Here is a 21859-nt window from a genome sequence, read left to right as displayed (position 1 = left end):
ATTCGGAAAATTGGGAAGTTTGGCTGAAATTAGGAAATCTCCACGCTCAAAGGGGCGAAACGGATTCAACAAAAATAGCTTACGATAGAGCCATAGCAATTAACCCTAGCATCGCGGTTGAAGGCTGGTTAAAAGGTCAACCAGTTCAATGGGAAATTTTCTGGGAGTTGGGCAACTTTTTCACACAACAACAGCAGTGGGAAAACGCAATAATGGCTTACCGTCGTTTGCTAGTAATTAACCCAAGTTTTGACGAAGGTTACAACAAATTAGGGGAGGCTTTGGTACGTAAAGATCAACTGGATGGAGCCTTTCAAGCTTATCAACAAGCCATAACGGTTAATCCTAATTTTGCTGAAGCCCATATCAACTTAGGGAAGGTTCTGCTTAAACAGGGAAAATTCGATCAAGCTATTCAGCATTATGAGCGTGCTATAGAAATTAATCCTGATTTAGCTGATTTGATGTATCAGTTGGTACTTGACCTACGTTTAAATAATGAAATAGATAAAGCGACCTACTGCTGCGAGAGACTGCTTGAAATTAATCCGGATTTGGCAAAAGCTCAATTTCAACTAGGTAACTTGCATTTACTACATGGCAAGCGTGTTGAGGCAATGCAGTGCTACTATGTTGCTAATAAAATTAAGTTTTATCAAACCCAAATTGAGAAAGGCGTTAGCCCAATTTTAGTTTGTAGTTTACCAAAATCCGGAACAGTTTATATAGAAGAGAGTTTGAGAAAAGGGTTGAAACTATCATCTTTAACAAGGTTTATACATTTTAGTGTGTCTGGTGAAATCGACCTCAATTTAGAACTTAAATTATCATCTATCTCAGATAAATATGTTTCAGGTCTGGCTGTAGCTCATACCAATCCTACTGAATGGAATATTTTTGCAATTAGCTTAATGCTAGATAGGTTAGTCGTTAATGTGCGAGACCCACGTCAAGGAATAATATCATGGATAGATCATTTAAGCAGAGCATCAAGAACTGCTGATGACCAAGTAGAATTGCGAAGATTATTTAAATTAAGTAATTCTTATAATTCTCAAAGCTTCACAGAGAAAATTGACTATCATATAGAAGAGGGTTATCTTCCTTATTCCATTAAATGGATAGAAGGTTGGCTATCCGCAGAAGAAGATCCGTTATTTATGCCTAAGATCCTCTTTACAAAATTTGAAGATTTAGCAGAACGTCCAAAATTATTCTTTGAATCTCTTCTCGAATTTTATGAAGTAGAAAGAGCAAGCTTTACTTTCCCGACTCCTCCTGAATTCAAACAAGGTACTCATTATCGAAAAGGAAAAGTCGATGAGTGGCGAGAAGTATTCACGCCCGCACAAATAGAAAAGGCTACTAACATGATCCCCAAGCCGATTTTAAAAAGGTTCGGCTGGTCAGAAAAATAAAAAGGTTGCCCATAGGTTCTAAATTTGAAATTTGAATAATCAGTAAAAGGCTTTAACATGACTGCCAGTTTCTTCCAAAAACCTAACAGCCTTCCTCAAGAGGAAGAACGAGAAACATTAATTGCATTTTTTTATAAAAACGTTATTGAGCAAAGCCCAACGGCTTATGACTCTTACCAAAAGTTAGGCGAGTGTTTCGCAAAATTAAATCGCTGGAATGAGGCTATCTCGTGTTATGAAAAGGCAATAGAGCTGAAACCCGATGAATCGGAACTTTACTGTAGTTTAGGTGGATGCCTGGAACAAAGGGCAAAGCTTCACTTGGTAGAGGCAATAAATGCTTACCAGCGCGTTATTCAAATCAACCCTAAATCGGTACAAGCTTTTGAAGCATTGCTAAATATTCAACCGAATAATGAAGAATTGTGGTGGACATTAGGCGATGTTTACGCTCGGCACGGCGAAGGCGAACAAGCCAAAATTGCTTACGATCGTGTTATTCAACTCAATCCTGAGAGGACAGAGCAAGCTTATCAACGTCTGGTAGAAATTGAACCAGATAACTGGGAATTGTGGTGGCAATTGGGTGTTTACGCTCAGCAACAAAATCACCCACAAGTAGCGATCGCAGCTTACCAAAAGGTCATTCAGCTAAATTCAGACTTTCTAGGGGTATACCAAAATCTGGTTGCCCTTCAACCTGGTAACTGGGAAGCGTGGCTGTATTTAGGCAATATTCATGCGAAACGAAAAGAATATAAATCCGCCGATATTGCCTACAATCATGTTATGCAACTGATCGGTCAGGATTATACACAAGTTTATAAAAAGCAACTAGAAATAGAGCCGAAGGAGTGGGAGGTATGGTTACAGTTAGGTCGGGCTTACGCTAGACACAATCGACCTAATGGAGCTTTTTTTGCTTACCAGCAAGTCATAAAACTCAACCCTAACCAAATAGAAGGGTATTACTATACTATACTATCACCCGAATGGACTGGAGCAATCGGCCACATAGCTTGTTTGGATCAAATCGTCAAAATGGGTCTTTTAGGGTTACGACCTTTCCGTATCCTTTTAAATGCCTCAGGATCTATTGCTAATCAATGTTATTTAAACTATTGGCGTCGTTACCTTTCCATGATGGATAGCCCTTTCCAGGATGCCAATTTATCTCCACCAACAATGATGTATATACATGAAAAGACAGCTAATTGGTATTATAAGGGGCAATGGATTTATCACGGTCAGGCAGGAGGATTGGTCCAAAAACAATGGGAATTAGAAACTCGTCCTCCCCTTCTTACTCTATCTTCTTCAGATTATGAGAGAGGCTGGGAATGCTTGCACAAACTAGGTGTACCAAAAGATAGTTGGTTTGTCACCTTGCACGTTCGAGAGCAGGTAAACGGAGATAGCTATGCACCTATAAGGAGAGCTGATATTAGCACATACTCATTAGCTATAGAATCTATTGTAGCTCGGGGAGGATGGATTATACGTATTGGTCATCAAGGTATGCCACCCTTATTAGGAATAGAGCAAATGATTGACTTGACTCGGAGTGATTTAAACAATGAGTTTATGAATCTTTTTCTTTTGTCTTCATGTCGTTTTTTCTTGGGGATGCCATCAGGGCCGTATTTTGTTTCTTCGAGCTTCGGAGTGCCTTGTGTAATCACTAACTGGGCTAATTTTTGGATTCATGCCTGGTATGGAAATACTATCTTTATTCCTAAAGTTTATAGGCTCGAAACGGAGAGCCGTTCTCTAACTTTTTCGGAAGTTTTGGAGAAATTAACTCCTCTTGAATACATAATGTCTGCTCAAAAACAATACTTGGACTCACTTGGTATCACTATCGTGGATAATACACCTGAAGAGATTAATGATGCGGTTACAGAGATGCTAGAGAAACTTGATGGTAAAGCTAACTACACAGCAGAAGATGAGTCAAGACAAGCGCTGTTCAACCAAGTCCTTGAAGCTCACAAAAGCTATGGTAATGGAAAAGGAGGTAAAGATTTTTTAAAGAAGTATGCTCATTTGCTGGTATAGGTGGTGAAAAATCAAATCCCTGTTAAGGAAAAACATCAAAGAATGAGGAATTATGTACTTTTTTCAAGCAGCAAATAAACTCAAGCACAAGGGGGAATTAGATCAATCAGTCGCTTCTTATCGCTCTGCCATTAAGCAAAACCCCAAATTTTATTGGTATCACCATAACCTGGCGGACACTTTAATAGCTATGGGGCGTTGGGAGGAAGCAGTGGCGGCTTACAGTCGTGCCATAGAGCTAAACCCATCGTCTGCCTGGTCTCACTACAACTTGGGGAACGCTTGGATAAAACTTGGTCAGTGGGATAAAGCGATAATATCCTACCGCCGTGCTATCGATTTAAAATCCAATTATTACGGGTTTTACAACAAGTTGGGCGAAACTCTGTATCAACTAGCCGAAGGACTAAAACCGCAATCTTTCTTGCTACCTGAAATTTTAGAAAAACATAAGCAATTGCTTGCTCAGCTCCTTGGTAGCCAGGATAATCAAGGCTATGTAGCCCCACTTAACTCCCTCAACGATGAAATATTTTTACAAGCAACGGAGCAACTGACTAACGAAAAGTTTGTAGAACAAGTTTATCATATTTATTTAAAGCGGGAGCCAGATGTAGAGGGAAAGAATCATTACCTTTACCATTTAAGCAATGGCATGACTCGCCAGGTATTTGTGACTGCAATCAGGCAATCTGAAGAATTCCAGTTAAAATTAATTATTGAACTTCGCACGATAAAAACTTACCAACTTGATAGTGAAAAGTTTGTATCTTTATTAGAGGATTCCACAGACGAACTTTTTGTAGAAGAAGCTTATCATATTTATCTCAAACGGGAACCAGACTTTGAAGGCAAACATCACTATCTAAAACATCTCCGAAAAGGGATGACCCGCCGAGAAATCGTCACAGCGTTTCGGCAAGGCCAGGAATTTACAGTTAAACTAATATCATCAATCAAAGCAGCTTATCTCGAAGAAGCGATTAAGGCATACCGTCGTGCGCTTGAGCTTTCACCAGACTCTCATAAGCTTCACGAAAACTTAGCAGAGGCGTTAAATGAGCTGGGTAATCTAGTTGCCCAGCAGGGTCAATTTGAACAAGCTATTGAGACTTACCAGCAGGCAATTTCTACTTCGGATAACAATGGGGAAGATGCCCAATATAAGTTAGCAGAGGCACATTACAATCAGGGATTAGCGCTTTCACAGCACGGTCAATTTGACGAGGCAGTTAAGAGCTTCCAAGCAGCGATTTCTCTTCAGGAGGACTTTGCAGAAGCTTACTACCATTTGGGTAACACCTGGGATGAATTGAATCATGAAGATAATGCCTTGGAATATTGGGAGCGAGCCTTAACCCTCAAACCTGACTGGGTTCATGCCTACATTATGATTGGCAGTCGATTTTCCTTGCGAGGTCAGCGGCAGGCTTGGGAGAGTATGATGGAAATAGCAGCTCAAGCGCAGGCTAGGATGGCTGAAACCTGCCAACTGCATCAATTGAAAGTAAGGTTTTTCACGCCTTTCTGGACAACTTGTATTGGTCATATCGGTTTAATTGACTGGTACGCCAAGATGAGCCTTTTAGGTTGGCGTTCATCAAACCGTCAAATTTTGCTGCTCAGACCAGGCCAGGCTGTTGCTAACCCCTGTTTTTTAGATTACTTTCGCCCCTATATAGACGTGATATCCGATCCAGAAATTGTGGATCGGATTCTTCCTTTAACAAAATATTTGGAAGATGAGGTCTATTCGGCAACTCTCTCCAACGGAGAAACAAAGGTCTATTCAGAACTGGGGGCAGCCGCACAGAAACAATGGGAATTAGAGGGAAGACCTCCATTGCTGAAACTTTCCAATTCAGATTATGAGCGAGGTTGGGATTGTTTGCAATCCCTTGGCGTTCCTAAAGGTGCTTGGTTCGTTGCTTTACACGTTCGTGAGTCAGGTTTCAGCGGTCATTTAAACTACGGTCTTGGAAGCCAAGATTACCGGGATGCCAACATCGATACTTATCTGTTAGCTATCCGAACAATCGTAGATCGAGGCGGTTGGGTGATCCGCATGGGTGACTCTACCACAAAACCTTTACCTTTAATGGAGCAAGTGATTGACTATGCTCATAGTGATGTTAAAAGCGATTGGATGGATGTATTTCTCTGCGCTCAGTGTCGTTTTTTCATTGGCATGAGTTCAGGGTTGCGTTTAGTTCCCATCGCATTTGGAGTTCCCTGTGCCGTCACCAATTGGACGCCGATGGGTATTCTCATGCCTTGGTCTAGTAAAGACATCTATATTCCTAAACTCTACTGGTCTCAAAAGGAGCAACGATATTTGACCTTTGCTGAACTAACAGCTCCTCCTATTGGTCATGTTTTCAGTCACAAGGTACTTTCTGAGTTGGGTATAACGGCGGTAGATAATACTCCAGAGGAGATCAAGGACTTGATTGTGGAAATACTCGAACGCTTGGATGACAAGCTGAAATACACAGAGGCTGACGAGCGACTGCAAAAGCAGTTCCAAACTTTAGCAGAGAAGAATCAGTGTTATAGTTCTAGTCGGATTGGCAGAGATTTTTTACGCAATTACGCTGGGCTATTGCCTTCAAATGATGGGATTAAGATGCCTAAGATGCTGAACTCTTTAGTACATGAGTCAACAAATTTAGATAGGAAATTCCCGAAGTTCATCAAGGCTTTAAAGCGTCTTCAGCAGGTCAGCCTTTCCCAGGAAGACGAGAATACTAAATCCCAGATTGCAGAAGCCTGCTATTTCTTAGGTTGTGCCCTAGATGGCTTAGAACCTCTCAATGATGAAGCAGTTGCTAGCTGGCAAAAAGCTCTTCAACTCAGACCAGACTGGAAAGGGGCATACACTCAGATTGGATTCATGTTTTGGGTGCGGGGTAAGCACGAAGAGTGTCGAAAAATATGGAAGCAAGCTTCTGAGAGACAACGAGAGTTAGCTGAAGTTCATCAAGCCGCTCGCTTTGGAACTCGCTTTCTCACAGCCGAGTGGAGCATTCTCATTGGTCATACTGCTTGTCTGGATTACTATGTGAAGCTAAAGATGTTGGGTTTGCTCCCTAACATACCAGCTAAATTACTCGCCACTCAAGACCAGATTGCCAACCCTTGTTATTTGAACTACTGGCGTCCCTACATTGAGATAATCTCTGATCCCGAAAAAATTAAAACATTTTACCCCGATGCTCAATACTTAGAAGATTCGTTGTTTTGGTTAAATCTTGCTGATGGTCGGACTTTGCTGTATCCTGAAGCAGCAGCCATAGCTGAAAAACAATGGGAAGCCGAGGAACGCCCTCCTTTGCTCACCTTATCTGATTCCGATCGGGAGCGCGGTTGGAATTGCCTGCACCAATTAGGTCTCCCTAAAAATGCTTGGTTTGTTTGCCTGCACGTCCGTGAATTTGGCTTTAGAGGGGATGCGGGAGACGAAGATCAGAGATATCGTAACGCTGATATTAATACCTACTTCATAGCCATTCAATCCATTGTGGCGCGTGGTGGTTGGGTGATTCGGATGGGCGATAGCACCACCAAACCCTTACCTAAAATGAAGCAGGTCATTGACTATGCCCACAGTGATGTAAAAACTGATTGGATGGATGTATTTCTCTGCGCTCAGTGTCGCTTTTTTATTGCCACTTGTTCTGGTCTATTTTATCCACCTTCTACCTTTGGAGTTCCCCGTGTTTTAACTAACTGGACACCAATGGCGCTCGCTTTATCATCAAGTAAAGATATTTTTATTCCCAAATTATACTGGTCAAAGAAAGAACAAAGATATCTAAATTTGTCGGAAATGCTGCCCCCTTCTTTTAGCTATATTTTTAGTCAGTCATATTTTGATTTTTTGGGAATTAAAGTAGCCGATAATACAGCAGATGAAATTAATGCTGCTGTAGTAGAAATGCTTGATAAGCTAGAAGGAAAATTACTCCAAAATTCTACACACTTGCCCGAAAAATTTAAAGCTCTCGTCCGTCGTTATGATATTCATATCAACTCAGAAATCAGCAGCTATTTTTTACGTAAACATATTAGATTATTATAAACTTAAATACTAACGATGAGGATAAAAAAGATGCGACCAAACCACTTTGAACAAGCTAATAAATTGAAAAAAGCGGGAAAACTAGAAGAAGCGATCGCTTTTTATTATCAAGCGATTGAATACAATCCCAATTGTTACTTGTACTATCACAATTTGGGAGAATCCTTATCAGCTTTAAAGCGTTTTGAGGAAGCAACTAGAGTTTACACTCGTGCATTAGAACTAAATCCTTTATCAGCTTCGTCTCACTATCATTTAAGTATAGCGTTAGCAAACATTGGCCATACGGAACAAGCAGTTATATCTTGCCTCAGCGCTATTGAGTTAAATCCAGATAGATATATATTTTATAGCAAGTTAGCAGACTATTTTTATAATCTATCTATAAAGATTAGTCAAGGATTAAATTATTCTTTTCTTGTAGCAAATCGAGATTTATTAAGCCGTTATTTTAATGATGATGATAAAGATAATATTGTAATAGAAAATGAAGAGGTTTTTTTAGAAAGAACAATACTACTAACTAATGATGACTTTATTGAAAAAGTATATCGTAATTATCTAAAAAGAGACGCCGATGAAAATGGAAAACATCTCTATCTTCGATTAATAAGTAACGGAATGAGTCGCTCAGAAATAGTAGAAACCTTCAAAAGTTCACCCGAATTTACAGCGAAATTATCAGGATTCACCAAGACTATTTATCTTCAAAAAGCCATTGATGCCTATCAAAAAGCTATGGAGCTTCATCCACATTCTCCTAAGTTACAAAACAGTTTGGCCAAAGCTTTAAATCAATTAGGTCAAGCTACTGCCCAACAGGGTAATATTACTAAAGCAATAGAAGTGTATCAAAAAGCGATTGGTGTTGATAACAACTTAGCAGAACCTTACTATAATAAAGCCCAAGAACTAGCACAGCAAGGCCAAAAAGATGAAGCAATTGAAAATTACCAAAAAGCTATAGCTATCAAACCTAACTGGGCAGAAGCTCACGCATACTTAGGAAATTTGTTACGAGAACAGGATAGATTAGAAGAATCTGTAAAGCACTGTCAGAAAGCAATCTCTGTAAATCCTAATTGGACATACCCATACCTAGTTTTAGGTCATACTTTATATCATCAGGATAGGCTTGTGGAAGCCAAAGATATATATCAAAAGGCGATCGATATTGAACCCAACAATCCTTGGCCTTATTTCCATGTTGCTTCCGTGCTAGAAGAAATGAACCGACTAAGGGAAGCAGAAGCCTGCTGGGACAAAATGTTAGCTGTGGCCCCTAACTGGATACAAGGATACTATGCAGTGGCCTATCATTTTTATGCTAAAGGCCAACAAGATGATTGGATTAAATGGATGCAAAGAGCATATAATCTTAAGGATAAACTGGCCAAATTAAATAAATACGATCAACTGGGTGTTCGGTTCTTGACGGATCACTGGACTCATGCGATCGGCCACATTGCTTTGATAGATTTTTATCTAAAACTAGGTTTTCTGGGCTGGCGTCCCCCCCAACAGACAATAGTATTGGCCGAACCACACCGAACTGCAAACTCTCATTATCTCAATTATTGGAGTCCATACCTTGAAATAGTTTCCGATCCTGGGAAAATAGATGGATATCCTGATAAAGTAAATATATTGGAGGATCTGCCGATCGGCATTATAAACTTACCGAATGGTTCAACTCTTCGCTATGGTGAAGCAGCAGCAACCGTCCAAAAACAGTGGGAGACCTTAGACTGTAAGCCCCTTATCAGTCTGTCAGCCGAAGACTACGAAAGAGGATGGGATATTTTACGCTCATTAGGCCTCCCTAAAAATGCTTGGTTTGTTACTTTGCACGTTCGCACAGATGGTTTTCATAAGGAAACAGTTTCTTCTTTATCACAAATTAGGAATGCGGATGTGGAAACTTATTCACTAGCCATAGAGTCGATTATTGCAGATGGAGGTTGGGTCATTCGTTTGGGTGACTCTACAATGAAACCTTGGAGTCCAATGAATCAAGTGATTGATTATGCCCACAGCGATCAAAAAAGCAACTGGATGGACATTTTTTTATGTGCAGCTTGTCGATTTTTTCTGGGTTCAGCATCTGGCATAAGTTTTGTCTCCCCTACCTTTGGAGTACCCTGCGTCCTTACTAACTGGGCTCCGATGAGCTTGACATCTTTTTACAGTCAAGATATTCTAATCCCTAAGTTGTATTGGTCACAAAAGGAAAAGAGATATCTCAATTTCAGTGAGTTTATGTCTTTTCCTGTCAGTGGTCTTTACAACAAAAAAAGGCTAAATAATTTGGGATTAGAATTACAGGATAATACACCTGAAGAATTAATGGAGGTTGTTGTAGAAATGCTTAACCGTTTTAAGGGTTCATCTATCTCTACTAAGGAAGATGAATTATTACAAGATAAATTCAAATCTATAGCTAAAATCTGCCAAAGCTATGGTAATAGTTTTGTAGGCAAAGATTTTCTACACCGATATGCAAATTTATTACAATAGTCATAGATATCAAGCTAAACTAAAGTAACTAAAAACTTCACAGGGCTGAAAAAAAATGGGGTTTAACAAAAATATAATAATTGTTGGCAAGAATAGCTACATAGGTAGTTACTTCAGTGAATATGCCTTTAGTATTGGCTATGAAGTAATTTCCATCTCATCACGAGATTGTAATTTTTTAAGAGAAGATGAAGTAAGGCAAATTTTTAGGTCTTTAAATAACACTAAAAATTACACTCTTGTATTTCTAGCCACGATCAACCGTTGGATGGAAAACTCCTTTGACTCATTCAACAAAAATTTACAAATAATTAACAATTTAATTGCCGGTTGTCAACTAGCAAATATTCAATCTATAATATATTTCAGTTCTGTTGATGTTTATGGCAACAAACCAGCCTTACCCATTACAGAAGAAACACAAATTAATCCTGATAGTTGGTATGGTTTAGCTAAATATGCGTGTGAATGGGTACTACTGTCATCAGGTCAAGTTCAATGTCCAGTAACAGTTCTCCGTATTCCTGGTATTTATGGTAATGCTCAAAATGATAGAAGTGTAGTTGGTAAAATGGTATCATCCCTCAAGAACAATAAAAAGGTAGTGATTAAAGGTATGGGGCAAAATCAGAGGGACTATCTTTACATCAATGACTTATGCTTATTACTGCAATCATTGATTCCTTTAAAGTATCAAGGTATCCTTAATGTGGCCACTGGCCACTCTATACCTATTAATGAGATAGTTCGATTGGCTGGTAAACTCTTAAATATAGAATTTGAAATGATCTATGAGCCAGCAGAGCCAGCTAGAGACTTTGATCTAATGTTTGATATTAGTTTAATATCATCTCTAGTTCCCAACTTCCGATTTTCTGATTTAGAAGAAGGAATACAGTCCTATCTCTAAACTTTGTCCAATATAAACTAGGAGGCCAATTCTAATGACTAATTATGAACCAACACAAATCTACCCCCTTCCTCAAGAACCTTGGGTCAAGCTGGCCAATGGTTCGGAATTAAAAAGTTGGAGTCGGGAAGATGAAATAGCCTATAATCAGGCTAACCGCCAAGCTCAAAAGCTATCCTTTTATAGACAAGCTTTTGACTTTCTCACAGAAAATCAGGTTAAAGGGGATTATCACGAATATGGTTGTCATCGAGTCAGAACTTTCAGGATGGCCCTCACCGAAGCTAGAAGACATAACTTAAGTGATATGAAGTTTATGGCCTTCGACAGCTTTGAGGGACTTCCAGAAGTAGAATCAAGCCCTAGCGTTGAGCTTTGGCAAAAAGGTAACTTGTTGACAACAGAAGAACAATTTTGGTCGATAATCAAAGATCATGATATATATGTGGAAAACTGTCAGACAATTAAGGGATTCTATGACCAAACCCTAACAAATGACTTGCAGGCTCAGTTTTTACAAAAAGAGGATAAAATTGCTTTAGCTTGTATTGATTGTGACTTATACGAATCAGTCGTCCCGGTTTTTCAGTTTATTGAACCATTGCTACAGGAGGGTAGTTTATTGTACATTGATGAAATTTTTAATGGTTATAAAGGTTCCCCTGTTAAAGGAGTGTCCAAAGCCTTCAATGAATTTCAAGAAAAGAGTCGCTTTAAGTTTGCGCCTCACATTCAAATAGGATGGTGGGGGCGCTCCTTTATCGCCTATTTGGATAACTAGCAATTAACATCCCAGTTTGATGTAGCTTGAGGGAAGTTTAGATTTCAACTAAGAGGAAATAGTGAAAACAGCAACAATTATTGGTGGTGGATTTGCCGGATGTACGTGGGCCCACATACTAGGGAACAAAGGCTGGCAAGTCACTTTAATAGAACGCACATCCCGCATTGGTGGTGGCTGTCAAACCTTGTATTTTGGTGGCCATCCTTATACCTTTGGCCCACGTCACCTATTTACAGCCCATGAGTATGTGTTCAACTTTTTACATGAAAGAGTACCTCAGCGTCGCCTAAACCATTACCTTTTAACTTATGTGGAACGGGATGACCAGTTTTACTCCTACCCAATTCACGCAGATGATATTCCCCCAATGCCCGATCGGAATAAAATAGAACAGGAGTTAAAGGAAAGGCCAGATCCCAGCACAGCCCGAAATTTTGAGGAATACTGGATTTACTCGGTTGGGCCTACCCTCTACGATAAATTCGTCAAAAACTACTCAAAAAAAATGTGGCAGATAGAGTCCAACACTGCCCTAACCGACTTCAAATTTGATGGCAAAGGAGTGCAGTTAAGGACAGGAACTAAGGAAGTCCGCCCAGAATTTTATATCTCCTACCCAATATCGCTAAGAGGTTGGGATGATTTCTTTGATCTAGCTGTAAACACCCCTGGAGTAACAGTATGGATGGACTGTGAGATAGAAGCGTATGATGTCCAAAAACCAGCCGTGCGGATTAAAGGTGAATGGATCAAATCTGATATTATGGTAAGTTCCCTTTCCCCCGATATTCTGTTTGACTTCCAATATGGGGAGCTACAATATATCGGTCGTGACTTTATTAAATTGGTTTTACCAGTAGAACAGGTCATCCCCGATCCGATATTCTTCTTGCACTACGCCAATGATGAGGTTTTCACCCGTATAGTTGAGTATAAAAAACTAACTGGGTATAAATCTCCAAATACTTTACTTGGGATGGAAATTCCCTCTTTGAGTAACAAATTGTACCCCTATCCCATCAAAGAACAGCAGGACATAGCCGATCGCTATCGTCGAGAATTGCCTGAGTATGTTTTTTCAGTAGGTAGGATGGGGAATTACCGTTATTACGATATCGGTATGATAGTTGATGAAGCCTTGCGCTTTACCAACGATTTGTAAATAGCTAATTAAATAAGGCAGAAAATACACATGGCAATCCTAACCGTTGCTGAATATGACCACGCTGAGGAAGAGGCTATTTGCTTACTGCCTAACAAAGTAGTTGAAGCATTCCAGCCTTTTGCCTTTGCCAAGACTGGCTACCCATTTCGGATAAGTCGAGACTCAGCATTATTAAAGTATGTGGATGTATTGCATGAGTTGAGGTTTGAAACAATTTTCTCAAATATGTTAGGCGGGGGGCTAACCACCAAAGAATTTGATTTGCTGAAACGCTTGACAACATTAGTCTGTAACTTCAGTGAAATTCAGTTTGGGCAAAAATCTTTGGCTATATCTGCTCTTTTACGCCAATTCTGCACTCTGCGCCATATTCAATATCTTTGCGGAAACGAACATCCTAGTATTTTTGAATTTGGTCCAGGTAGTGGTTACTTAGGTGCATTGCTTATGTTGGAAGGTTATCCTTATGCAGCCACAGATGTTGCCCAAGCATTTTATCTATATCAAAACCGTCTCTGGGATTACATTACTGGTAAGATGAATGTAAATTTTAGCGAATGGGGCAGTCAGACCGGACAAAAAGAGCTAAAAAATTTACTCCCAGGAGATGTTACACATATTCCTTGGTGGGAGTTTGTTAAGTTTAATCAAGTGACTTTACCAACATTTGGTATCGTTATTTGTAATAGTGCTTTGTGTGAAATGTCACGTTTCAGCTTGAAATTTAGCCTTATAATATCAAAAATGCTTTTAAGAATGGAAGCAATGAACTCTCAATTGCCTATCAAAGCATTTGTAGTTGAAGGCTGGGGTGCGGAGTGGACAAATAGTATTGGTAGTGTGGGTAATACATTTAACTCTTTAGGATATTACCAAGCTTTTGCTGATCATTTGATAACTGTATTCTTACCAGAAAAAAATGATGAGCAATCAACTATTATTCAGCAATCAATAATAAATGGTAGGCAAGCGTTTGAGCCTCTCAAAACAGTAGGAATAGATGAAGTTAATCAGTTTTATACAGAACTGATTGGCAGCAAGGATCACCTAAATGCTGATGAAAAATTCATCAAATTTATTGGGGAAATAGTTTAGTTTTTTGTCAAAATTAAGGAGTGAAAAGTTATGGATAGACTGAACACGCTTCCGCGCCCCTATCGTGACGAAGAGTTGTATCAAGCAACTTTACAAGCTGGATTTAAAAAATATCCAGAACGTTACGAAAATTATCTTAAATATCAAGCAGCCCAAAGGGGTAAAGTCTTAGACTACTTACCCATCATGCTTGATGTTGAAAATGTCAGTCGGTGTAACTACCACTGTACCATGTGTCAAGTTAGTGACTGGGAAGGCTATAAAAGGGCTGATGATATGTCTTTTGAAGACTACAAAGCCCTAATTGATAGCCAGTATGGACTGATAGAAATCAAATTGCAAGGCATGGGAGAACCCTTGCTAGGAAAATGCTACTTTGAAATGATTGAATATGCTAGGGCTAAACATATTTGGGTACGCTCAACTACCAACGCTTCTATTTTGCATTTTCAAGAAAATTATAAGCGAATGATAGACTCAGATATTTGTGAATTGCAAGTATCAATTGATGGTGCTAGTAAAGAAAGTTACGAAAAAATTCGTCGTGGAGGAAAGTTTGAAAAAGTCCTAGAAAACTGTCGTTTACTCAATGAATATGGTCGAGAGACCAACCGTAAGCGCACACGAATGTGGACAGTCGTACAAAGAGACAACTTTCACGAACTAGAAAAATTCCCTATTCTAGCGGCTGAATTAGGCTTTGAACGGTGTAGCTTATCTCTGGACTTAAATGACTGGGGCCAAGATCAATGGCGAGAAAACAATGACAAAGTGGATATCCACAAACAATTTGACTTGGCTATGGCGGATCATTTAATGGCTATTGGCAAACAACATAATGTGGAAGTTACGTTTTGGTTCATTGATGAAAAATATGATAAAACAGACCCCCAGAAACTTTGTCCTTGGCCATTTAATCGCCTTTACATATCCTCAGATATGAAAATAGTTCCTTGCTGTATGGTAGCAAATCCAGAAGTTTACGAACTTGGCGATGCACGTCAATTAACAAACGAATGGAATAGCGAACAAATGCAAGCCTTTAGACGAGAACACCTAGAGGGAAATATCCCCAAAATCTGTCAATCATGCTACAAAAATTCTGGTAAGTAGAACTTTATGAAACCTAGTGAAAGTACAACTGTTGTAATTGATGTCGGGGGGCGTTATGGAATGCACCCCTCTTGGTCTGGCTTTGCAGGTGATTTACTTTACCTATCATTTGAGCCTGACCCCCAGGAAGCAGAGCGTCTAAGGCTTAATAACACTAAACCAGGTTTTGAAGTCGTTGATTTAGCCTTAGACAAACAAGCTGGAGAACGTGATTTTTATATCACAAAACATAGAGGTTACTGCTCTTTTTATCCCCCTAATCCTGACTCAGAATGGTTTAAAATTTACCGACCGGGAGAAGGGGAGATAGAATCAGTTATTCTGGTTAAAACTTGTGCTTTAGATGATTTTGCGGAAAGCCGCAAACTTCATATTGATTTCCTCAAAGTTGATACTGAAGGTTCTGAACTAGAAATATTAGAAGGTGCTGACAAACAAGTATCATCTAATGTTTTAGGTATTAGAGTAGAACTTCACTTTGAGGATATTTACAAAGGTATGCCTCTGTTTCCAGAGATTTTTAATCATCTAAGAGCAAGAGATTACTTTTTCCTAAACCTTGACTACTTTGGACGGGGAGTACCACGCCCTACTTTATTTCGTAATCCCAATCCCTTAGTTCCTGATACCGATCGTTACGGAACCTTGATTGGTATGGATGGTGTTTTTTTAAGGAAATATGATTGGGTTTGTCAGCGCTACCAAGGAGAAAATTTACAATTTGCTACACTCAAATATGCCTATTTTTGCTTCTTAAATAGTGCAGCAGATGTAGCTCTTGATACCTTAATGAGTTTGGTCAAAAATCATACCTTTAGTCCCACCACTAAACAATCTAAAATCTACATTTCCTTGAGAAAAATTTGTACAGAATATTTAGGGCGCTATCGAGTTAACCCAGAGGATATTCAATGGCAAATGGCTCGAACCACTCTCAAAGCAATTTTTGACCTAGAACTAGAAGCAGGTAACAAGTATTGGGAATTAATCCAAAGTTTGTGATAGAGGAGTTTATTATAAAATTCAAGTAAGTCAAATGATATCAAGATTTAAGGAGCAACTGATTGACTAATTCTAAACACTGCCTAGTAACGGGTGCCGCCGGCTTCATCGGTAGCCACCTATGCGATCGCCTCCTGTCCCTCGGCCACACCGTCACCGGTCTCGATAGCCTGATAGTAGGTCGCCTCGCCAACCTAGAACAAGCCAAAACCCATAACAAATTTACCTTCATCGAGCAAGACGCAGCCACCATCACCCCCTCAACCCTAGAAGGAATTGACTGGGTATTTCATCTAGCAGGGCTGGCAGACTTAGTACCGTCGATCGAAAACCCCAGCCAATACTACCACTCCAACGTTCAAGGCACTTTTAGCCTGCTAGACGCTTGCCGCCACGCTCAAATCCAGCGCTTCGTCTACACCGCATCCTCCACCTGCTACGGCATCCCAGACCAATATCCCACACCTGAAACCTATCCCTGCTCTCCCGAACACCCCTACGGCCTGACCAAGTATTTAGGCGAGCAAATGGTCATGCACTGGGCAAAAGTGTACAAACTCCCCGCTATCTCCCTGCGGCTGTTTAACGTCTATGGGCCGCGTTCCAGAACAACAGGAGCCTACGGTGCCGTCTTCGGCGTCTTTTTAGCTCAAAAATTAGCAGGTAAACCCTTCACCCTTGTCGGAGATGGCACTCAAACCAGAGACTTCACCTTCGTAAGCGATGTCGTAGAAGCCTTTGTCACCGCAGCAGCATCGGATGTAACGGGTGAAATTATCAACATTGGCTCCGGGAATCCTCAAAGTGTCCTCACCCTCGTGGAACTATTGGGCGGCCCCATCGTCCACATCCCAAAACGTCCCGGAGAGCCAGACTGCACTTGGGGAGACATCACCAAGGCTAAAACTCTCTTGGGATGGCAGCCAAAAGTTCCTTTCCCCGAAGGAGTGTCTCAGATGTTGGCAAACATCAGCCTGTGGCAAGAAGCACCTGTCTGGACGCCTGATTCCATTCAGGAAGCCACAAAAGCATGGTTTGAGTATTTGGGAAAAACCTAAACTTATGGTTCAAAACACCCCTGCTCAAGTTAATATTCAAGTTGCAAAAGCATTCCTTTACCAAGGATCTCGCCTGTTACTGCAACTTCGAGACAATATACCTGAAATCATAGCCCCCAATCATTGGGGACTATTCGGCGGTACTGTTGATGAAGGGGAAACTCCAGCCCAAGCTATGAAGCGAGAAATCGAAGAAGAACTTTGCTGGATACCGCCCGAACCCAAATACCTGCTGACATGGGAAGCACCCGCTCGACCTTGCACAACCTATATTTTTGGTATTCCGTTGACAGTACCGACTAGCGAATTAACCTTAACCGAGGGGCAAGCCTTCCAACTATTTACATTTGAGGAATTGACTCAAGTGCTGTTAGTGCCTAAAATTCCTCGGATGCTGCCAGAAGTTGTCGAGGCGATAGCCTCGGATGAACTGTCCGCAGCTTGGCAGGAGTTCAGCACTAAAAATTTAACATGGGGCATGGCTCCTTAACTAAAACCAAAGCTGAAAAATTAAATGCAAACTTTTCCGTCACAGATTCCCTTTGCCACCGATTATTTCCGTCAACTTGGAAATTTAAGCGAAAGCTTTGAAGCGACTGACAAAAAATCTCAGCCTCTTTCCTTTGGCGAAGCAATTAGTCGAGCCGCAGCTTTAGTATCTCAACAAAGCCAACAGCAAAAAAAAGTAATTTTTATTGGCAATGGCGGCAGTGCAGCCGTAGCAAGTCACCAGGCGCTCGACTACTGGCGAAATGGAGGTTTTCCCGCGATCGCCTTCAATGACGGTGTTCTCCTCACTTGCATCAGCAACGATTTCGGCTACGAACAAGTTTTCAGTAAACCCATTGCCACCTTTGCCCAATCAGGAGATATCGTATTTGCGATTAGCAGTTCTGGACAGTCAGGTAACATCCTAGCAGGGGCCCGTCAAGCAGCTCAAATGGGGTGCTATGTCATCACCCTTTCAGCTTTTAAGCCAGATAATCCCCTGCGTCAGCTAGGAGACATTAACTTTTTTGTCCCGACAATGGCCTATGGATTTGCAGAAATTACTCATCTGTGCATCTGTCATTGTATTCTAGATGGATTGATGAAAGGCTCATTGCCAGAAACAGAAGTTAATAATCCGGTAATTGATGAGAGCAAGCTATTTTCAGGCAGCGAACCAACTTAAACAGGAAGGGAAATTAGAGGAGGCGATCGCGTCTTACCACCAAGCGATTGAGCTAAACCCCAACTTTTATTTGTCTCACCACAACTTAGGGGAAACATTGGCAAAACTTGGTCGGTGCGAGCAAGCAGTTAGTTCCTACGATCGCGCTATTCAACTCAACCCTAATTCGGTTTGGTCTTATTACAATTTAGGGGAAGCCTTGGCAAAACTCTGTCGGTGGGAAGATGCGATCGCCTCCTACCGTCGTGCCATTGAGCTTTCCCCTGATTTTTATAGATTTTACACCAATTTAGGCGAAGTCCTCTGCAAACAGGGTCGTCGCCCCGAAGCCGCCACCTTCTACTGTCAAGCTGCGGAGTCCTTGGTCAAACAGCAGCGGTGGGATGAAGCCGAAAATTTTTACAGTCAGGCTATTAAGCTCAATCCATCCGTTAACGATGACTACGGCAATTTAGCAGAAACCCTGACCAAACAAAGGCAGCTTAAATTTGCGATCGCCAAAACCCGCAAAGCCATTAACCAGACTCCAGAAAGTGCTGAACTTCACTGCCTATCGGGGAAGTTCTTAACACAGCAAAACAGGGGAATAGAGGCAATTGAAAGCTATAAAAAAGCTATCGCCCTCAATTTTGACTTAGAAGAAGCACATATCAACCTCGTCAACTTACTGATAGAGCAAGCGGAAATAGATGAGGCTAAGCAAAAACAAAACACACCCTCTTTAGAGGAAGAGGCACTTTTTAACCTCGGAAATTTACTAATACAGCAAGGCAAATTAGAAGCAGCCATTGAAATTTACAAAAGAGCGCTCGTCATAAAAGAAAATTGGACAGAAGCTTACCTCAAACTAACAGAAGCTCACATGAAGATGAGCTGGAAATTTTACGATGTCGGTAAATTACACGAATCAATTAGCTCTACTGAACGTGCGATCGAAATATATAACTCCCAACTTGAAAAGCATCCCCTCGGTAATTTAGGAATTCGGTTTATCACGCCGGAATATTTCACAAATTGGCCCTGGTTAGGAGCGATCGGCCACCTAGCAATCAATATAGATATTTATATCAAGATGGGTATTCTGGGCTGGCGACCTCAATACCACACAATTCTTTTAGCGCCGTCCGAACAAGTCATCAACCCATGTTTGCTCAACTACTGGCGACAATATCTCCACATTATCACCGACCCCTCGGTCATCGATCGGCTGCTGCCATTAGCGAAGACTATGCGCTGCTTGGAATACACTCTGTACCATATAAAACAGGCCAGCGGACAGATGGTAGATATAGGTTACGCCTTCTCAACAGTTCAAAAACAGTGGCAAACACAGAGCAAACCGCCCCTGCTCACTCTATCACCCTCTGATTATGAGCGGGGATGGAACTGTTTGCAAGACCTCGGTGTGCCTAAAAATGCCTGGTTTGTGTGTCTCCACGTTCGAGAAGATGGCTTCCGGGGAGAAGGAACGATCAGCTACCGCAGTGCGGATGTTCATACTTACTCATTAGCGATCGAGTCGATTGTAGCGCGTGGTGGCTGGGTCATCCGCATGGGCGATCCCAGCATGAAACCCTTGCCACCTAGGTCGCAGGTAATCGATTACGCTCACACTGACGCAAAAAGCGATTGGATGGATATTTTTCTGTCTACTTCCTGTCGCTTCTTTCTAGGCAGCGCTTCAGGTCTTGTCAGTGTTCCCTTGATTTTTGGCGTTCCCTGCGCTCTAACTAATATATGGCCTATTTCCGGGCGTTCACCTTCAAGTCAGGATTTATTCATCCCCAAACTTGCTTGGTCAGAAGTTGAAAATCGCTATCTCACCTTTGAAGAAGCACTAGCGCCTCGCTTCTTTTTCAACCTCAACAGCCAACTCCTTTACTCGTGGGGCATTAAAGTGGTGGATAATACGCCTGAGGAGATTAATGACTTGATACTGGAAATGCTGGAGCGGTTAGAAGGAAAATGTCAGTACACAGCAGAGGACGAAGTTTTACAACAGCAGTTCAACTCTCTGCCAACACCTTATGGATCGAGTGCTTTTAATAGTCGGATTGGACGCTCTTTTTTGCATAATTATCATTTTTCCAAACGGAAACCCCTCGCTTAAAGCAGTCATATTTCGCTCCGAAGTCTTGCCTCATTGGTAATTGGTAATTGCTGAGGAGTTTTGAGTTTTAAGATTGGTTCGTGACTCTCACTGCGTAGCCGCATGAGTGAATTTTAAACTTTTTAACTCAAAACTCAAAACTCAAAACTCAAAACTTTCCTTAAGGTTTCGGTAGCGCACCTTCAGGACTAGGAGAAGCAGCCGGCTTGGGAGTCGCCGCAGCCGCCGGAGAAGGCGAAGGAGTGCCACTAGCTAACTGATTAATTTGGTCTTTATAGTTAGGAGGAGCTAACTCAGTAGCTCGATCGAACAGCGTTTTTGCTTCATCTGTTTTGCCCTGTTCCTTCAGCACGATCGCCTTTCCTAAAGTGGGGCGAAAATCTTTGGGATTAGCCTTAGCAGATTCGTCGTAAATTGCGATCGCCTCCTCGTAGCGCTTCTGCACAGCATAAACCTGTCCCAAAATCAACTGCACTGAAGTTACATCCACACTTTCCGGTTTCGCCAGATTTGCAGCCGGAGCAGCCTTCAACGTATCTTGCAGCAGTCCGATCGCAGCTTCGGGCCGCTGCTGCACCAGCAGCAAATTCACCAACCCCTGCAAAGCCTTAATTTCCCCAGGCTTAGACGCTAAAATTGACCTGTAAGCTTGAGCAGCCCCTTCGCGATCGCCCGTGCGTTCCTTAGCCTGAGCCAGCAAAATCCCGTATTCAGTAGTCTCAGGATTCAGGGCAGCCAACTTTTCCAAAGGAGCGATCGCATCCTTAATGTCGCCCACTCCTTGTCCGATCAACTCCAGTCGCACCTGCAACAATCCCCGCAAAGCCGTTACGTTGTCAGGTTCCCGCTGCAAAACCAATTCGTACCCCCTCGCCTGAGCTTGCAGCAACTCTGATTGCTTATCCCCAGACGGCGCCGTCTGAGTAGGTGTTGGAGTCGATCGACTTTGCGCTTGGCTGGCCTTGAGAATACTGTCTAAAATTGGCACAAGGGAAAATCCCAAAAAAGCGATGAGCGACAGCACCACCACGACAGTAATCAACCCACGACGCTTGTTTGCTTTTTCCATAATTCAACTATCCCAGCTTAAATCTACTATTTTCTAAGAATTAACGCATCGCCGGGGGGCATCTGCCATTTAGCTCGATCGGTGCAACCGTAAATGTTTTTAACTTCAAAGTCCGAACGGACAAAGCAGCCTTTTACTTGCAGCTAATATGTTGACACTCCCCACGCATACAATGCGGGGGATTCTTCTCTCACAGGCTCGACTCTAGACCGATATTACTATCGATCGCCGATAGAACGCCTCCAGAAGCAGTTTTACTCACGGGCTGCCCGACCGCAAGAATACCTCTGTCTCTAATTACTTGT

15 protein-coding genes are annotated in these 21859 nt (G+C 41.5%); 14 read left to right on the top strand and 1 reads right to left on the bottom strand.

Going from position 1 to position 21859, the window contains the following annotated elements; genetic code table 11:
• The 14 genes from QUB12_RS16700 to QUB12_RS16635 all read left to right on the top strand — a co-directional run.
• On the top strand, positions 1-1418 hold a 1418-nt coding region (locus tag QUB12_RS16700), incomplete at its 5' end, for a tetratricopeptide repeat protein (protein WP_333307708.1).
• A 57-nt stretch (positions 1419-1475) separates the two neighbouring features.
• A complete protein-coding gene (locus QUB12_RS16695; RefSeq protein WP_333307706.1) occupies positions 1476-3476 on the top strand; it encodes a TIGR04372 family glycosyltransferase in 2001 nt (666 codons plus the stop codon).
• 52 nt (positions 3477-3528) lie between these two features.
• The gene (locus tag QUB12_RS16690) at positions 3529-7557 is read left to right on the top strand and encodes a TIGR04372 family glycosyltransferase (protein ID WP_333307705.1); all 4029 of its coding nucleotides are present in this window, start codon (positions 3529-3531) and stop codon (positions 7555-7557) included.
• Between the two features lie 30 nt (positions 7558-7587).
• A complete protein-coding gene (locus QUB12_RS16685) occupies positions 7588-10074 on the top strand; it encodes a TIGR04372 family glycosyltransferase (RefSeq protein WP_333307703.1) in 2487 nt (828 codons plus the stop codon).
• Positions 10075-10129: 55 nt separating this feature from the next.
• On the top strand, positions 10130-10984 hold the full coding sequence (locus QUB12_RS16680) for an NAD-dependent epimerase/dehydratase family protein (RefSeq protein ID WP_333307701.1): 855 nt from the start codon (positions 10130-10132) through the stop codon (positions 10982-10984).
• Between the two features lie 34 nt (positions 10985-11018).
• Positions 11019-11765, top strand: coding sequence for a TylF/MycF/NovP-related O-methyltransferase (locus tag QUB12_RS16675; RefSeq protein ID WP_333307700.1), 747 nt, complete (start codon positions 11019-11021; stop codon positions 11763-11765).
• 61 nt (positions 11766-11826) lie between these two features.
• A complete protein-coding gene (locus tag QUB12_RS16670) occupies positions 11827-12930 on the top strand; it encodes a UDP-galactopyranose mutase (protein ID WP_333307698.1) in 1104 nt (367 codons plus the stop codon).
• A 30-nt stretch (positions 12931-12960) separates the two neighbouring features.
• Positions 12961-14028, top strand: coding sequence for a hypothetical protein (locus QUB12_RS16665; RefSeq protein ID WP_333307696.1), 1068 nt, complete (start codon positions 12961-12963; stop codon positions 14026-14028).
• Positions 14029-14058: 30 nt separating this feature from the next.
• The gene (locus tag QUB12_RS16660) at positions 14059-15141 is read left to right on the top strand and encodes a radical SAM/SPASM domain-containing protein (protein ID WP_333307694.1); all 1083 of its coding nucleotides are present in this window, start codon (positions 14059-14061) and stop codon (positions 15139-15141) included.
• A gap of 6 nt (positions 15142-15147) precedes the next feature.
• Positions 15148-16143, top strand: a complete 996-nt coding sequence (locus QUB12_RS16655; RefSeq protein WP_333307693.1) for an FkbM family methyltransferase — start codon at positions 15148-15150, stop codon at positions 16141-16143.
• 62 nt (positions 16144-16205) lie between these two features.
• Positions 16206-17201, top strand: a complete 996-nt coding sequence (locus tag QUB12_RS16650; protein ID WP_333307691.1) for an SDR family oxidoreductase — start codon at positions 16206-16208, stop codon at positions 17199-17201.
• A 4-nt stretch (positions 17202-17205) separates the two neighbouring features.
• Positions 17206-17691 (top strand): NUDIX domain-containing protein, encoded by a 486-nt coding sequence (locus QUB12_RS16645; RefSeq protein ID WP_333307689.1) that lies wholly within the window; start codon positions 17206-17208, stop codon positions 17689-17691.
• 24 nt (positions 17692-17715) lie between these two features.
• Positions 17716-18375 carry an SIS domain-containing protein gene (locus QUB12_RS16640; protein ID WP_333307686.1) on the top strand — a complete coding sequence of 220 codons (660 nt, stop codon included), beginning with the start codon at positions 17716-17718 and terminating at the stop codon, positions 18373-18375.
• Positions 18338-20485 (top strand): TIGR04372 family glycosyltransferase, encoded by a 2148-nt coding sequence (locus QUB12_RS16635; RefSeq protein ID WP_333307684.1) that lies wholly within the window; start codon positions 18338-18340, stop codon positions 20483-20485. Before QUB12_RS16640 ends, QUB12_RS16635 begins: the two co-directional genes overlap by 38 nt.
• A gap of 160 nt (positions 20486-20645) precedes the next feature.
• Here QUB12_RS16635 and QUB12_RS16630 read toward each other — a convergent pair whose 3' ends face one another.
• Positions 20646-21554, bottom strand: a complete 909-nt coding sequence (locus tag QUB12_RS16630) for a tetratricopeptide repeat protein (protein WP_333144571.1) — start codon at positions 21552-21554, stop codon at positions 20646-20648.
• Positions 21555-21859 lie beyond the last annotated feature (305 nt).

It is taken from the genome of Microcoleus sp. B7-D4, assembly GCF_036705125.1.
Classification (GTDB): Bacteria; Cyanobacteriota; Cyanobacteriia; order Cyanobacteriales; family Microcoleaceae; genus Microcoleus.
The sequence above is the reverse complement of the archived record's forward strand: the minus strand, read 5'-3'. Positions and strand labels throughout refer to the sequence as shown.

Bases quoted from the DNA above. Each gene is read 5' to 3' on its own strand.
- QUB12_RS16640 (WP_333307686.1), top strand. From the start codon at position 17,716: ATGCAAACTTTTCCGTCACAGATTCCCTTTGCCACCGATTATTTCCGT.
- QUB12_RS16680 (WP_333307701.1), top strand. From the start codon at position 10,130: ATGGGGTTTAACAAAAATATAATAATTGTTGGCAAGAATAGCTACATA.
- QUB12_RS16655 (WP_333307693.1), top strand. From the start codon at position 15,148: ATGAAACCTAGTGAAAGTACAACTGTTGTAATTGATGTCGGGGGGCGT.
- QUB12_RS16630 (WP_333144571.1), bottom strand. From the start codon at position 21,554: ATGGAAAAAGCAAACAAGCGTCGTGGGTTGATTACTGTCGTGGTGGTG.
- QUB12_RS16660 (WP_333307694.1), top strand. From the start codon at position 14,059: ATGGATAGACTGAACACGCTTCCGCGCCCCTATCGTGACGAAGAGTTG.
- QUB12_RS16685 (WP_333307703.1), top strand. From the start codon at position 7,588: ATGCGACCAAACCACTTTGAACAAGCTAATAAATTGAAAAAAGCGGGA.
- QUB12_RS16645 (WP_333307689.1), top strand. From the start codon at position 17,206: ATGGTTCAAAACACCCCTGCTCAAGTTAATATTCAAGTTGCAAAAGCA.
- QUB12_RS16690 (WP_333307705.1), top strand. From the start codon at position 3,529: ATGTACTTTTTTCAAGCAGCAAATAAACTCAAGCACAAGGGGGAATTA.
- QUB12_RS16695 (WP_333307706.1), top strand. From the start codon at position 1,476: ATGACTGCCAGTTTCTTCCAAAAACCTAACAGCCTTCCTCAAGAGGAA.
- QUB12_RS16635 (WP_333307684.1), top strand. From the start codon at position 18,338: ATGAGAGCAAGCTATTTTCAGGCAGCGAACCAACTTAAACAGGAAGGG.
- QUB12_RS16665 (WP_333307696.1), top strand. From the start codon at position 12,961: ATGGCAATCCTAACCGTTGCTGAATATGACCACGCTGAGGAAGAGGCT.
- QUB12_RS16675 (WP_333307700.1), top strand. From the start codon at position 11,019: ATGACTAATTATGAACCAACACAAATCTACCCCCTTCCTCAAGAACCT.